This is a genomic window from Gemmatimonadota bacterium, assembly GCA_016713785.1.
Lineage (GTDB): Bacteria > Gemmatimonadota > Gemmatimonadetes > Gemmatimonadales > GWC2-71-9 > JADJOM01.
On sequence record JADJOM010000003.1, the window covers coordinates 1,037,911 to 1,051,945 of the forward strand.

The 14,035-nt window shown below is 74.0% G+C and carries 13 protein-coding genes; 3 read left to right on the plus strand and 10 right to left on the minus strand.

Features of this window, described 5'->3' with window-relative positions; translation table 11 throughout:
• Positions 1 to 47 precede the first annotated feature (47 nt).
• The 6 genes from IPJ95_12665 to alr are packed head-to-tail and all read right to left on the minus strand — an operon-like array spanning position 48 to position 5,316.
• Positions 48 to 1,229, minus strand: a complete 1,182-nt coding sequence (locus IPJ95_12665; protein MBK7924460.1) for a hypothetical protein — start codon at positions 1,227 to 1,229, stop codon at positions 48 to 50.
• On the minus strand, positions 1,229 to 2,443 hold the full coding sequence (locus tag IPJ95_12670) for a hypothetical protein (protein MBK7924461.1): 1,215 nt from the start codon (positions 2,441 to 2,443) through the stop codon (positions 1,229 to 1,231). The genes IPJ95_12665 and IPJ95_12670 overlap by 1 nt, the downstream gene beginning before the upstream one ends.
• A gap of 9 nt (positions 2,444 to 2,452) precedes the next feature.
• Positions 2,453 to 2,839, minus strand: a complete 387-nt coding sequence (locus IPJ95_12675) for a cytidine deaminase (GenBank protein ID MBK7924462.1) — start codon at positions 2,837 to 2,839, stop codon at positions 2,453 to 2,455.
• On the minus strand, positions 2,832 to 4,004 hold the full coding sequence (locus IPJ95_12680; protein MBK7924463.1) for a phosphopentomutase: 1,173 nt from the start codon (positions 4,002 to 4,004) through the stop codon (positions 2,832 to 2,834). The genes IPJ95_12675 and IPJ95_12680 overlap by 8 nt, the downstream gene beginning before the upstream one ends.
• Entirely contained in the window at positions 4,001 to 4,249 is a 249-nt protein-coding gene (locus IPJ95_12685; protein MBK7924464.1) for a DUF1844 domain-containing protein, read from the minus strand. Before IPJ95_12685 ends, IPJ95_12680 begins: the two co-directional genes overlap by 4 nt.
• Positions 4,246 to 5,316, minus strand: a complete 1,071-nt coding sequence (gene alr, locus IPJ95_12690; GenBank protein ID MBK7924465.1) for an alanine racemase — start codon at positions 5,314 to 5,316, stop codon at positions 4,246 to 4,248. The genes IPJ95_12685 and alr overlap by 4 nt, the downstream gene beginning before the upstream one ends.
• A gap of 38 nt (positions 5,317 to 5,354) precedes the next feature.
• Between alr and mazG the strand changes: the two genes are divergently transcribed.
• Complete coding sequence (mazG, locus tag IPJ95_12695; GenBank protein MBK7924466.1) at positions 5,355 to 6,161, plus strand: nucleoside triphosphate pyrophosphohydrolase; 807 nt, start codon at positions 5,355 to 5,357, stop codon at positions 6,159 to 6,161.
• A 52-nt stretch (positions 6,162 to 6,213) separates the two neighbouring features.
• Here the strand turns inward: mazG and asnS are convergent, their stop codons facing one another.
• On the minus strand, positions 6,214 to 7,509 hold the full coding sequence (asnS, locus tag IPJ95_12700; protein ID MBK7924467.1) for an asparagine--tRNA ligase: 1,296 nt from the start codon (positions 7,507 to 7,509) through the stop codon (positions 6,214 to 6,216).
• A 66-nt stretch (positions 7,510 to 7,575) separates the two neighbouring features.
• Here asnS and IPJ95_12705 point away from each other — a divergent pair, with 66 nt between their 5' ends.
• Both IPJ95_12705 and IPJ95_12710 read left to right on the plus strand, forming a co-directional pair.
• Complete coding sequence (locus IPJ95_12705) at positions 7,576 to 8,637, plus strand: PQQ-binding-like beta-propeller repeat protein (protein ID MBK7924468.1); 1,062 nt, start codon at positions 7,576 to 7,578, stop codon at positions 8,635 to 8,637.
• Positions 8,634 to 9,119, plus strand: a complete 486-nt coding sequence (locus IPJ95_12710) for a hypothetical protein (GenBank protein MBK7924469.1) — start codon at positions 8,634 to 8,636, stop codon at positions 9,117 to 9,119. The genes IPJ95_12705 and IPJ95_12710 overlap by 4 nt, the downstream gene beginning before the upstream one ends.
• Here the strand turns inward: IPJ95_12710 and recG are convergent, their stop codons facing one another.
• From recG to IPJ95_12725, 3 genes are read right to left on the minus strand one after another with little or no spacing between them, the layout of a single operon-like run.
• Positions 9,120 to 11,189, minus strand: a complete 2,070-nt coding sequence (recG, locus tag IPJ95_12715; protein ID MBK7924470.1) for an ATP-dependent DNA helicase RecG — start codon at positions 11,187 to 11,189, stop codon at positions 9,120 to 9,122.
• 56 nt (positions 11,190 to 11,245) lie between these two features.
• Positions 11,246 to 12,184 carry a signal recognition particle-docking protein FtsY gene (gene ftsY, locus IPJ95_12720; protein ID MBK7924471.1) on the minus strand — a complete coding sequence of 313 codons (939 nt, stop codon included), beginning with the start codon at positions 12,182 to 12,184 and terminating at the stop codon, positions 11,246 to 11,248.
• A 52-nt stretch (positions 12,185 to 12,236) separates the two neighbouring features.
• Entirely contained in the window at positions 12,237 to 14,033 is a 1,797-nt protein-coding gene (locus tag IPJ95_12725; GenBank protein ID MBK7924472.1) for a hypothetical protein, read from the minus strand.
• Positions 14,034 to 14,035: the final 2 nt, after the last annotated feature.

Genomic DNA, 14,035 nt, shown 5'->3' on the forward strand with positions numbered 1-14,035 from the left:
ACCCGCGTGGGCGATAGGCGGGCCAGCCCGGGCCGGGCGGCCGGGGCTCAGCGCCCGCCGCCCCCGTAGGGCCGGATGGAGAGGCCGAGGATGATGCTGAAGGCCCGCTCCTTGTAGGCCCCGCCCTCGCTGCGCCAGGCCTGCTCGATCGCCAGGTCCACCCCGGCGCGGTCCTGCGCGAACCGGGTGCCGGTGCCGGCGGAGAGACTCCACTCGCGGGGGCGGTTCCCCGCCTGGACCGGGAAGGGCAGCTGCGCAAAGCGCACCCCGGCCCGGATCGGCAGGGTGGACGGGCGTCGCGTGTTGCGGACGTACTCGCCCCCGAGGCTGAGTTCGAGGGTGTTCTCCGCGCCCACCCCGCCCCGGGCCTGCAGGTCGCTGTTGGCGGCGGACCAGGTGCGATACTGGCCGCTGGTGGCGACGGTCAGCCGCGGGGAAGCGCGGACCAGCGCGCCCGCCGAGACCGATATCGGGAGGTCGATGGAATAGGCCCGGGCGCTGTCCAGGTCCACGGACGCCTTGCCATCGCTGCGCAGGGTCAGGGCCAGCTGCACCTTGGACGAGAGCTGGTGGGTGAGCCCGGCCGAGAAGCCCACGCCCTGGTACGAGAGCTCCGCCGTCTGGCGGAACGCGATGAACGTCGAGTCCTCGAACGCGCGGCGCGACTCCAGCCGGTTGGAGCCGGTGATCCAGTGGATGCCCGCGCCGATCGAGGTGCGGCTGCCCACCTGCAGCCCGGCCGCGAACCGGATCTCGCTGAGTCCGCCCAGCGACTTGAGCGTGTCGAACACCGCCACCGGCGCCCCGCGCAGCACCACCGTGTCCGTGGTGGCGAGCCGGAAGTCGCGGTCGGCGTAGCTGCCGATGGAGATCCCGAGCCCGAGCCGCGTGCGCGGCACCGGCCCACCCACGTAGACCAGCGGGAAGCGGGTCTCGCGCAGCGAGGCATCCCCGGCCGGCGACTGCCAGCTGCGCCAGTTCGGCGCCATCACGAACCCGGCCGCCACCGAGCGGAGGTTGGGCAGCGCGGCGGGGTTCACGTCGCTCTCGCCGTCGAAGAGCCCGAAGCTCCCACTGGTGGCGCGGGTGCGCGGGGTGAGGGGCCGGCCCGGCAGCCCGAGGCCGCGCACGCCGAACATCGAGGACTGCCCCGCCGCGGGCAGCGGGTCGCCGGCGAGCAGCGCGGCGAGGGTGGCCAGCAGGGCCAGCGGACGCAGGAGTCGCGGCATCAGGGGGCCTCGAACGGGAACTTGCGCGCGTAGGTCACCCGGAGCCGCGGGACCAGGCCGGGGCTCCGGCTCGACCCGAAGGTGGCGCGGGTGAAGCTGGACGCCTCGGGGATCAGCTGCAGGATGAAGCCCGGCGGCAGCGGCTGGGTGCCCTGCCACAGGCTGACGGCCCGGCGCACCTCCACCCGGACCGTGTCCGCCGACCCGGCCACCAGCGGCACCGAGGTGATGAACAGCGCGTCGGTGGAGGCCGGGCTCTTGTTGCCGAGGTCCGTGAGGATGGGCCGCACCTGCAGGAAGGCGGTGTCCAGGGCCAGCCCGGCGATCGGCGCGGCGGGGAGCAGCTCCAGCGTCACCCGCACCAGCTGGGCCGAGTCGCGCAGGAAGTCCGGCCACGGGAAGCGCAGCAGCGATCGGGCGCTGGGTCCCCCGCCGGCGGTCAGCAGGTCGGGATCGAGGACCGGCGCCACCTGCGGCACCCAGCGGGAAAACTGCACCCCGCGGGTCAGGGTGCGCGCGAAGGTGGTGTCCGGCGTGGTCACCTGTACGTAGGTGACGAAGCTCGGCGCGGAGCTGCCGGCCGCGCCGCTCCCCAGCCGCACGCCGGTGCCGCTCGCGGCACGGATCTGCAGGCCGAGCGCGAGCACGCCGCTGTCCCCCGGGGTCATGGTGACCCGCGCGAGGTTGGCGCCGGTGAGGAAACGCGTGAACCGGCCCGTCGCGACCGAGTCCGGCACCTCGACACTGTCGACGAGATTGGCCGGGGTGAAGGCGGTGTCGATGTCGGTGAAGGTCACGGTCGAGTCGACCGTGGCCGGCATCCGGTACAGGTAGATGGTGAGACCCTTGACCGCGCTGTCCCGGGCCAGCACCGACAGCGCCAGCGACACCGAGTCGATGGTATACGGGTAGAGCGAATCGCCGACGCTGAAGGAGTCGGGCCGCTGGACGAACCGCACCACCGCGCGATCCTCGCTCAGCGGGTACTGCCACGATACCCGGAGCGAGCCGCCCAGCCCGGGCTGCAGGTAGCCCTCGAAGGCGCTGTCGCTGCCGAGCACCGGGGTGATGACGGTGTCCCGGACGTCGAAGTTGCCCGGGCAGAGGTCGGGGCATTCGGCAGGGGCCGCGAGCTTCTCCTGGCACGCCGCGAGGCCGGCCACCGCGAGCAGCGCCAGGGAGAAGGGACGGATCATCGAGTCGGGTCGTCGCATGCGTTCCTGTCAGGCCCCGCGGTTGAAATCGAAGGCGTCCGGGATGAGCTCCCGGAGCGTCCACTGCCGGCTCCCGCCGGGCCCCACGCCCAGCACCAGCAGCTCCGGCCCGAACTCCGCCAGCACCTGCCGGCAGGCCCCGCAGGGACTGATGGGCGGATGCCGGTCCGCCACCACCGCCACCCGGCGGAACTGCCGCACGCCGGCGGCCACCGCCGCGAACACCGCCGCCCGCTCGGCGCAGACGGTCAGCCCGTAGGACGCGTTCTCCACGTTGCAGCCCGTGAAGATGCGCCCGTCCATGGCCTCGAGCGCCGCCCCCACCGCGAACCCCGAGTACGGGCAGTAGGCCCGCTCCCGGGCCGCCGTGGCCGCGGCCAGGAGGGCGTCAGCCATGCCAGATCTCCCGGAGGAAGGACTGCCCGGTCGTGAGCGGGGGGACACCGAAGAACTCGGCGAGCGTCTGGCCGACGTCCGCGTACGTGTCCCGGATGCCCAGCGCCCGCGGAACGACGCGGGGTCCGACGGCCAGGACCGGCACCACCTCACGGGAATGGTCCGTGGACGGGGTGGTCGGGTCGTTGCCGTGATCGGCGGTAATAATAACCAGGTCCTCGTCGCGCATCGGGGCCAGCATCATCGGCAGCGCACGGTCCAGGGCCAGCAGCCCGGCGTGGAAGCCGGGCACGTCGTTGCGGTGCCCCCAGCTCTGGTCGAACTCGATCACGTTGGCGAACAGGAACCCCCGCGGCATGGTGCGCAGCGCGCTCTCGATGGCGCGATAGCTGGCCGGGTTTCCCGCCGGGTGCAGGCTGGTGATCCCGCGGCCCGCGAAGAGATCGTCGACCTTCCCCACCCCCACCCGCGGGATGTGCGCCGCCACCAGCCGGTCGAGCAGCGTCTCCCCCGGCGGTGGAACGCTGAAATCCTTGCGCCGGTCGGTGCGCTGCCAGCGCCCCACGGACCCCACGAAGGGGCGCGCGATCACCCGGGACACCCGGTCCGGACCCTCGAGCAGGCGCTGCGCGACCTGGCAGGCCCGGTACAGTTCGGCGAGGGGCACCACCTCCTCGTGCGCCGCGAGCTGGCAGACGCTGTCGGCCGAGGTGTAGAGGATCCACGCCCCGGTGCGGCAGTGCTCCTCCCCCAGCTCGTCGAGGATCACGGTCCCCGAGGCGGTCCGGTTGCCCAGCACCCCGCGCCCCGTCTCCCGCGCCAGCGCCTCGACGAACGCCGCCGGGAACCCCTGCGGGTAGGTCCGGAACGGCTCCGCCAGGCAGAGCCCGAGCAGCTCCCAGTGGCCGGTGGTGCTGTCCTTGCCCGCCCCGGCGGGGCGCGCCACGCCGCAGGCCGCGCCCGGCGCGTCCACCGCCACCACCCCGGCGAGCGGGGCACAGCAGCCGAGCCCCAGCCGCTCCAGGTTCGGTAGTCGGAGGCCCCCCACCGCCCGCGCCACGTTCCCGAGCGTGTGGCTGCCGGCATCGCCGTAGCGCGCACTGTCGGGCGCCGGCCCGATCCCCACCCCGTCGAGCACGATCAGCGCGGCCCGACGCCGATTCACGGACGCGGCTCGGTCGTGGCAAAGCGGAACCGCACCGCCGTGAGCGCCTCGGTGAGCAGCCGGGCCTCGTCGGGGTCCAGCCGCCCGCGGGTCTTCTCCTCGAGCATCCCGAGCGTATCGATGAGGGTGCGGGCCACCTGCCGGGCATCCGGTGCGCCCGGCGTGCCCTCGGGCAGCCGGCCCTGGATGGCCTGTTCGGCCTGGTGGGCCAGGCCCACCACCAGCGACGCGAAGTGCTCGTTCATGCCGCTCCCTCGTAGCGCCGGGGGATTCGCGGCCCCAGCGCGGTCAGCAGTTCATAGGCGATGGTGCCGGCCAGCGCGGCCTGCTCGTCGACGGAGACGAGGCCGCCGAACACCGTCGCCACAGCACCCAGGGCCACCGGGCCCTCCACCGCCACCATCGTGAAGTCCATCGTCACCCGTCCCACCACCCGGACCCGGCGGCCTCCGAGTTCCACCACGCCGCACCCGCCCAGGCTGCGATGGAGGCCATCCGCGTAGCCCACGCCGAGGGTCGCGATGCGCGTGGCGGCCGGCGCGACCCAGCTGGCACCATAACTCACGCTGTCACCGGCGGCCACCGTCCGCAGGGCCACCACCCGCGCCTCCAGGCGCACCGCCGTGGCCGGCTCGTGACCGGCCGCCGCGCCCCCGTACAGGAAGATCCCCGGCCGGACCAGGTCGGCGGCGTAGTCCGGGCCCCGCAGCGCGGCGGCGCTGTTGGCGGCGTGCACCAGCGCGGGCCGGTCCGGCAGGAGCGCGAGCACGTCGCGGAACCGTTCCCACTGCCGCACCATGCTCGCCGGCGCCTCGTCGGCCGAGTGGAAGTGCGTAAAGATCCCCTCGCAGGCCGCGCCCGCGGCCGCCACGGCTGATCGCCAGGCCGGTGCCTCGTCCCAGCGGAAGCCGGCGCGCGCCATGCCCGTGTCGACCTCCACGTGGAACGGGTGCCGGCCCGCCGCCTGCCAGGCGGCGAGCCCCTCCAGGTCGCCGATGACCGGGCGCAGGTCGGCGCGCAGGCACGGCTCCACCGTGGCGGGCCCCAGGGGGCTGAAGACGACGATCGGGCGCGCGATGCCCGCCCGCCGCAGCTCCGCCCCCTCCTCCGGCGTGGCCACCCCATAGCCCCAGGGCTCCACGGCCTCGAGGGCGCGCGCCACCGGCACGGCGCCGAGGCCGTACGCGTTCGCTTTCACCATGGGAAGGAGTCGTGCCCCGGCGATGCGGGACACGGTACGCGCGTTGGAGACGACGGCGGCGAGGTCAACCTCGGCCCACGCGCGGGGGAGATGATCCGCGATTGACGGCATGCGCAAGCGGCGCGTATGATACCGGCCACGGAGGATAAATGCAAGACAGATCAGCGCTTGGACGCGCCCTCGAGATGGTGCGCGACCTGCGCCAGCGCTGCCCCTGGGACCGGGTTCAGACCCGGGAGACGATCCGCCCCTACCTGGTCGAGGAGGTCTTCGAACTCGACCATGCCATCGCCACGGGGGACCCGACCGCCATCCGCGAGGAGGTGGCCGACCTGCTGCTCCACCTGGCCTGGCAGCTGGTCCTGGGCGAGGAGCGGGGCGAGTTCACGGCCGGGGACGTGGCCGCCGACCTCGAGCGCAAGATGCGCCGGCGCCACCCGCACCTCTTCGACCTCGGGCCGCGGGAGCGCTGGGAGTCCCTCAAGCGCCGCGAGGGCAAGCTCCGCGGGGTACTCGAGGGGCTACCCCCCGCCCTGCCCAGCCTCCATCTGGCCTACCGGCTGCAGGAGCGCGCCGCGAGCGTCGGCTTCGACTGGCCCGACACCGACGGGCCCGCCGCGAAGGTGCGCGAGGAGCTGGCGGAAACGCTGCAGGCCCTGCACGAGGCGGCCGCCGTCCCCCCGCCGCCGCCCGCGCCGGCGGAGACCGGCGAACCGGTGTACCCACCAGCCACCGCGGCCGTCACCGAGGAGCTCGGCGACCTGCTCTTCGCGGTGGTGAACCTGGCGCGGAAGGCGCGGGTGCAGCCCGCCACCGCGCTCGACGCCGCCAACCGGAAGTTCCGCGCGCGCTTCGAAGGAGTGGAGCGGCTGGCACAGGCCCGCGGGATCGACGTGACCACCGCGGGGCTGGCGGTGCTGGATGGGCTGTGGGACGAGGTGAAGGCGGGGCGCTGAGGCGTTGGCGGCGAGGCAATCGTACGGCAGCGCCGCCGAGCCGCCGAGCCGGCTACGGATACAACCGGTGTATCTGCCGGGGGAAGGCAATCGTCTCCCTGATGTGCGGCAGCCCGCAGATCCAGGCCACCGTACGTTCCACCCCGAGACCGAACCCCGAGTGCACGAAGGTCCCGTACTTCCGCAGGTCGAGGTACCAGCGGTACGCCTCGGGATCGAGCCCCTGCTCGAGGATGCGGGCCAGCAGCCGGTCGTAGCTGTCCTCCCGCTGCGACCCGCCGATGATCTCGCCGTAGCCCTCGGGGGCGAGGCAGTCGTTGTTGAGCACGGTCCGCGGGTCGTCCGGGTTCTCCTTCATGTAGAACGCCTTGACGCCCTTCGGGTAGTTGTACACGAACACCGGCCGGTCATACTGCTGGGCCAGCAGGGTCTCGTCGTCGCCGCCGAGGTCGCGGCCCCATTCCATGTCGGAACCGAGGGCGTTGAGCCTGGCCACCGCGTCGGTGTAGGAGATGCGCGCGAAGGGCGCCTGGACGCGCTGGAGGGGCGCGGTGTCCCGCTCCAGCTCCTTGAGCTCCTCGGCGCGCCGCTCGATGGTGCGGCCCACGACGTAGCTCACGAACGCTTCCTGCAGCCGCATGTTGTCGTTGGAGTCGTGGAAGGCCACCTCCGGCTCCACCATCCAGAACTCGGTGAGGTGCCGCCGGGTCTTGGACTTCTCGGCGCGGAAGGTCGGGCCGAAGCAGTAGACCTTGCCGAGGGCGGCGGCGGCGGCCTCCACGTACAGCTGGCCGGTCTGGGCCAGGTAGGCCTTGCCGAGGTCGAAGTACTCGGTGCTGAACAGCTCCCCCGCCTGCTCGCCGATGGAGCCGGTCAGGATCGGGGTGTCGACCAGGATGAAGTCGCGTTCGTAGAAGAAGTCGCGGATGGCCTGCACCACTTCGTTGCGCACCCTTGCGATCGCCACCTGGCGCCGGCTGCGAAGCCAGAGATGCCGGTGCTCGAACAGGAACTGGGTACTGTGCTCCTTCGGCTGGATCGGAAAATCCTCGCTGGCCCCGATGACGACCAGCTCGGCGCCATGCATCTCGTAGCCGCCCGGCGCCCGCGCCTCGGCGCGCACGGTGCCGGTGATGGCCACGGAGGTCTCCTGCGTGAGGCCGCCGAGGCGCTCCCAGGTCTCCGCGGCCACGTCCTTCCGGGAAAAGACGGCCTGCAGGGCGCCGGTGCCGTCGCGCAGCACGACGAAGGCGATCTTGCCGCTGGAGCGGGTGGTGCTCACCCAGCCCTGCACGGTGACGGAAGCGCCGTCGTGGCGCGCGAGTTCGTTGATGCGGACGCGGGTCATGAGCTGTCGGGGCGAAGGGCACGGCGCCGGTGGCGCGGGGCGTGGAGTCTAGCCGCCGGTCTCCTCATGGTCAACGCGGGCTGCACCGGGTACCGCCCCGTTCCCGAGTTCGACCCCGGGGATCTGCCCCGCCCCGCCGCCCTGGTCGGGACCCCCCTCACCCGGCTCTGGCGCGTCCGCCCCCTGCGCGGCCCGACCGCCCCGGTGGGCCGGGACGGCCAGAACCTGTACCTGGGCGGCGCCGACCGGCGCGTGGTCGCCGTGGACCTCGCATCCGGGAAGACCCGCTGGGCCCACCGCGTGGCAGGGCCGATGTTGGGGGGCGTCCAGGTCGCGGGCGACGTGGTGTACGCCGCCACCAGCCGCCCCGAGGGGAAGGTGCACGCCTTCCAGGCGGTGAGCGGCAGCGAGCTCTGGTCCACCGGGACGGGCTACGTCGAGGCCCCCCTGGCCATCCTCCCCGACCGGATCATCGTGCTGACCCGGCGCATGCAGGTGCTCGCGCTCAACCGCTCCACCGGCAAGGTGCTGTGGCGGCGCCGGCTCGCGGCCCAGCGGATCGCGCCGCAGCTGCTGGCGAACGGGCTGGTGCTGGTGACCGGCTACGACAGCCTCTACCTGGTGCGCCCGGCCGACGGGACCATCCAGCGCCGCCGCCGCGCCCCCGGCGCCGTGACCGCCCCATGGGTGCCGCTCGGCTCCCGCCTGCTCGGCGCCACCGGCGATTCGCTCCTCGTGGCGCTCGATCCCGATTCACTCACGGTGGACTGGTCGGTGCGCCTCGACGCGCCGGTGCTCTCCAGCCCCGTGGTGCGCCGCGACACCATCTACGCCGTGACCCTGGCGGGCTCGATCTACCGGGTGCCGCCCGGCGACGTCCGCGCCGCCGAGCGCCTGCGGGCCGAGCCCTGGGCGGTGACCGGCGCGCCGCAGCTCTTCGGGGAGTGGCTGCTCGTCGGGGGCTCGGACGGCTCGCTGCGCGCCTTCGCCCTGGCCGGCGCGGAGCCGGCCTGGCAGACGCCCCTTGGCCGCCCCCTGGAGCTCGCGCCGGTGGCGCTGGGCGAGGGCGACTTCGTGGCGGTCGGCGGCCAGGGTGACCTGCACCGTATCCGCCTGGGGGAACCATGATCCGCCGCGCGCTGGTCACCCTGGGACTCGGCGCGGCGCTCGCGCTGCCGCTCCTGGCGCAGCAGCCGGCCGACAGCCTCTTCCGGCCGCGCGCCGCGCCGGCGCTGGTCAAGTACGGGAAGTGGGCGGTCCTCGCCGCCGCGGTGGGGATGGGACTCAAGGCGTCGAGCGCGCATCACGACGCCGACCGCTCCTTCCAGCGCCTCGAGGACTATTGCGTCGACGACCGGTCCCGCTGCGATCGGGGCCCCGGCGGACGGTACCTCGACCCGGTCTCGGAGGGGTACTACCAGGCCGCCCTGAGCGGGGACCGGCGGGCCCGGGGCTGGCTGCTGGGGGGCGAGGCGGCGCTGCTCGGCGCGGCGGGGCTGTTCGTCTGGGAATTGACGCGGCCCAAGGCGCCACCCAAGGACATTCCCTTCGAGCCCAGCTTCCGGGTGATCGGGCCCCGGACCGAGATGGGCCTCATCCTGCACTTCTGATCAGCCGGTGCGGAACAGCTCCACCGCGCGCGGATAGCGCTGCAGCGCGCGCTCCCTGAGCCCCTGGTGCGCGGACTGGGCCAGCATCGGGTCGGCGGCCAGCACCGCGCGGGCCGCGTCCCGCGCCGCCTGCAGCAGGTCGCCATCGTCCGGCAGCCGCGCCAGCCGGAGCTCGAAGTCGCCCGCCTGCCGCTCGCCGATCAGGTCGCCCATCTTCCGCTCCTCGAGGTCCAGCTCCGCGATCTTGAAGCCGTCGGTGGTCCGCGCGAACGCCTCGAGCCGCGGCGGCACCGACTCCCCGGCCATCAGGATGCAGTAGCTCTCGTTCCCGCCGCGGCCGATGCGGCCGCGCAACTGGTGCAGCTGCGCCAGGCCAAAGCGCTCGGGATGCTCGATGAGCATGACCGTGGCGTTGGGCACGTCGATCCCCACCTCGATCACGGTGGTGGCCACCAGCACGTCGACCTCCCCCGCCCGGAACTCCCGCATGCGCGCATCCCGCTCCGGCGCCTTCAGGCGGCCATGGACCAGCCCCACGGCGAGGTCGGGCCACAGGGCCTGGAGCTTCTCCGCCATCGTGGTGGCGGCGCGGAGGTCCACCTTCTCCGACTCCTCGATCACCGGCAGCACCACGTACGCCTGGCGGCCGGCGCGGCACTCCGCGTGGACAAAGGCAAGCGCCTTCTCGCGCTGGTCCCCGGTGCGCACGCCGGTCCGGATGGCCCCGCGCCCCGGCGGCCGCGCGCGCAGGGTGGAGACGTCGAGGTCCCCGAAGCGGGTGAGCGCCAGGGAGCGGGGGATCGGCGTGGCCGTCAGGAGCAGCACGTCGGGGGCATCGCCCTTGCCGATGAGGCTGGCCCGCTGCTCCACCCCGAAGCGATGCTGCTCGTCGATCACCACCAGGCCGAGCCGGCGGAAGGCCACCTGGTCCTCGATCAGCGCGTGGGTGCCCACCACCAGCCGCACCTCGCCGCTGGCGAGCTTCTTCCGGCGGGCGGCCTTCTCCGCCACCGACTGGCGCCCCACCAGCAGCTCGGGCCTTAGGTCGATGGGCTCGAGCAGCGTCGTCAGCGTGGCGAAGTGCTGCTCGGCCAGCAGCTCGGTGGGCGCCATCAGGACGGCCTGGTGGTCATTCTCGAGCGCGAGGAGCATGGCGAACAGCGCCACGACCGTCTTGCCGGTGCCCACGTCGCCCATCAGGAGCCGGTGCATCCGTTCCGGCGCGGTCATGTCGGCGGTGATCTCGCGCAGGGCCCGCTTCTGGTCGGCGGTGAGCGGCCAGGGCAGCGCCGCGGCCAGCGCGCGGGTGTAGGTGTGCTGCAGCGTGAAGGGCACCCCGCGGCGGCTCCGCTTGGCCAGCAGCCGCGCCCGGGCGAGCATGAGCTGCAGGTCCAGCAGCTCGTCGAAGGCGAGCCGGCGCCGGCCGGCCTCCGCCTCCTCGACCGTGGCCGGCCGGTGCACCGAGCGCAGCGCCTCCGGCAGCGGCGGGAGCCCGGCGTCGGCGGGGACCGACTCGGGCAGCGGATCCCGGCTGAACGCGATCATCCCGTCCAGGTGCCGGTCGATGAGCCCGCGGATCACCTTGTGGCTGAGCCCCTCCGTGGCGCGGTAGACCGGCAGCACCCGGCCCGCCGGCGGGCCGTCCTCCTCGCCGTCCGGCTCCGCCAGGATGACGTACTCGCGCGGATTGAGCTGCCGGCCGTGATAGAAGCGCACCACCCCCGCCACCAGCAGCGTCTGCCCGACCTGGATGGTGCGGTCCAGGAACCCCTGCCCCGGCCAGGCGCACTCCAGCATCCCGCTCTCATCCCGCAGCACCGCGGTGAAGATCCGGAGCCCGCTCCGGGTGGGCATCAGCCGCTTGGCGATGACGGTCCCCACGCACGCCACGTCCTCGCCGACCTTGGCGCGCGCGAACGGGGTGACGCTGGAGGCATCGAGGTAGCGGAAGGGGATGTGCCACAGGAGGTCCTGCGCGGTGCGCACGCCGAGCCGCGCGAACGCCTCGGCCCGGCGCTCGCCGATGCCCTTGAGAAACTTGACGGAGGTGTCGGGGCGGAGGATGGGCATGAGTGAAGGACCGAGTCCCGGGGGCCGAGGCTGCGGGGTCCTGCCCGCGCCCGGCCCTACGCGCCCGGCCCGTCCTCCAGCAAGCGGGCGGCGTAGGCCGCCGCGTCGAAGGGGCGGAGGTCGTCCACGGTCTCGCCCAGGCCCAGGAAGCGGATGGGGATGCCGAGTTCCTTGCGCAGCGCGACGATGGCGCCGCCGCGGGCGCTGCCGTCGAGCTTGGTCACGATGATGCCGGTGGGCTGCACCGCCTGGGCGAAGAGCTTCCCCTGCTGGATGGCGTTCTGGCCCACGGTGCCGTCGAGCACCAGCAGCGTCTCGTGCGGCGCGCCCGTCCGCTTGCGGGCGATGACCCGGGTGACCTTGCGCAGCTCCTCCATCAGGCCTTCCTGCGTGTGCAGGCGGCCGGCCGTGTCCACCAGCACGGTATCGGCGCCACGCTTCTCCGCGGCCTCGATGGCGTCGAAGGCCACCGCGGCGGGGTCCCCGCCGGGGGCGCCGGCCACGCAGGGGAGCTGCAGTCGCTCGGCCCAGGTCTGGAGCTGCTGGATGGCCCCGGCCCGGTAGGTGTCGGCGGCGGCCAGGAGGACGGTGCGCCGCTCGGCCGTCAGGCGCCGCGCCACCTTGGCCACGCTGGTGGTCTTCCCCACCCCGTTCACCCCGACGAAGACGAGGACCGTGACGCCGTCGGTGGCGCGGGCCAGCGCCCCCGGATCGCTGCCGGGCACCAGGAGGATCTCGGTGATCCGGCGGGCCACGGCCTGCTTGAGGTCATCTTCGGTCTTGAGCCGGCCGCGGCGGACTTCATCCTCCACCGTCTGCACCAGGTCCACCGTGGCCTGCACCCCGAAATCGGCCTCGATGAGGGTGCGCTCCAGGGCCTCGAGGTCCGCGGCGTTCATGCCGCGGACCAGCGCCCCGACGTCCGTCAGGGCGATGCGCTTGACGCGCTGCCACAGCGAGAGCCGCTGGCCCTCTCCGATGCGTCCACTGGTCATGGGCGGGGAATCTACATGGATCAGCGGCGGGGGCCGAGACGCTCCCGGAGGCCTAGCGCAGGCCGAGGCGGCGGCGGAACAGCCACTCGGCACCGAGCCCGGCGAGGAGCAGCCCGAACAGCCAGACCCAGCGGCGGGCGCTGGTCTCGGCCCCCAGCGACAGCGCCGGCAGGGGGCGATCCGCCAGCCGCGCCGGTCGGGGAAACCACTCCTCGGACCAGGTATCCACCACCAGCGTCCCACGTCCGCCGCCCTCGAGCTCCCAGGCGTAGGTGCCCGGTGGAAGGCGCAGCTCCCCGCGCCCGCCACCGTCGAACACCAGCGTGTCACGACGGGTGATGGCACCCGACACGAGCGTGATCCCGGTCGGCTCGGGCGGGCTGCCGCCCGACCACTGGAAGACCGCCGGCCGCCCGTTGCTCACCACCGGCCGGGCCAGGCGGGCCCGCCCGGCGGCGCTGTCCGCGGCGCCCAGCAGCCAGGAGAGCGTTCCGGCGACGAGCCCGCGATAGGCCTGTTCGCTGGAGCCGCCGCGGAAGGCCCAGCGCCAGAAGCCATCGGCAGCCGTGAGCACCTCGCGACGGGTACCGCGCACCTGCCCCGTGAGGATCGGCCGGTCGGCGCCGCGACGGGACAGCTGGGCCGTCAGCCCCACCCAGTCCTCCGGCGCGGGCTCGATCGGCGTGACGCTGACCAGGGGCGGGAACGAATCCACCGGCAGCCCCACGAATGCCGTTCCCACCGGCGAGGCCGGCGCCGCTACGGCGTACCACTCGCCCGGCACGACGGTCTCCCCGCCCTCGCCGCTGGGCCACAGCCACCGGCCGCGCGGCGCCGCGCCGCGCGCCTCCTCGGGGATGCGGCCCTTGAGCACCAGCACGTCGGCGCGGCGAGCCGCCTGGCGGACCTCCTCCGCGGGGACCGGCTGCAGCGTGCTCATCGAGCGCCACGGGCCGTGGTCGAGCCGGGCATAGGCGCGGAGGGGGAGTTCGGCAACGTCGCGCAGCGCCCGGAACAGGAAGCGGCTGTCCCAGTCGGGCGGGCTCGCGAGCAGCACCACGCCGGGCGTCGGGCTGACTCGCAGCACCCAGCGCCGCGCATCGTCGCGGGGCTCCCCGTCGCCGTCGTGGGCCAGCGCCACCTCGAGCACGACATCGCCGGCCAGCCCGGCGGTGGGCACCGGCAGGGTCACGGTGCGGCTGGCATCGGCACCAGGGCGCAGGCCCCGGCGGGCCAGCACCCGTGCCCCGAGGCGCACCGCCACCGTCGTGGAATCGGGGACACGCCCCGCGCTGCGGACCTCGACATCGAGACGGATGGTATCGCCCGCGGTGGCGCGGAGCGGCCCGGTCACCCGGCCGATCGCGAGGTCGGCGGGCGCCTCGCGCCCGAACGCGCGCACGCCGGCCCGTGCCAGCAGCTCCGGCGGAAGATCTCCGGCATCGGTGAGTTCACCGTCGGTCACCACCAGCACGGGGCGGTCGGAGGCGGCGGCGGCACGCAGGGCGGGTTCGAGGTCGGATCGCCCGAACGTCGGCAGGGATTCGGGGGCCGTGGCAGCGTCGCCGAAGAGGCGCACCTCACCCCAGGCACGCGCACTGTCGCGCGCCTCGGCCCAGCGGCCGCCGGCCGCGGTCATGCTGAGGCTGCCATCGAGGAGTACCAGTGGCCTGGCACCACTGGCGGAAGGCGCCGCGCAGGTCAGGTCGAGCAGGAGCACGCCGAGCGCAGCCCAGGCCACGGCCCGCGCGGCCGCCGCCGGCCAGGCGCGCCGGCCCAGGCGTTCCAGGCGCCCATAGGTGAACCAGGCCAGGCCGGCGCCCAGCAGGATCGCGAGGGCCAGGCGCATGT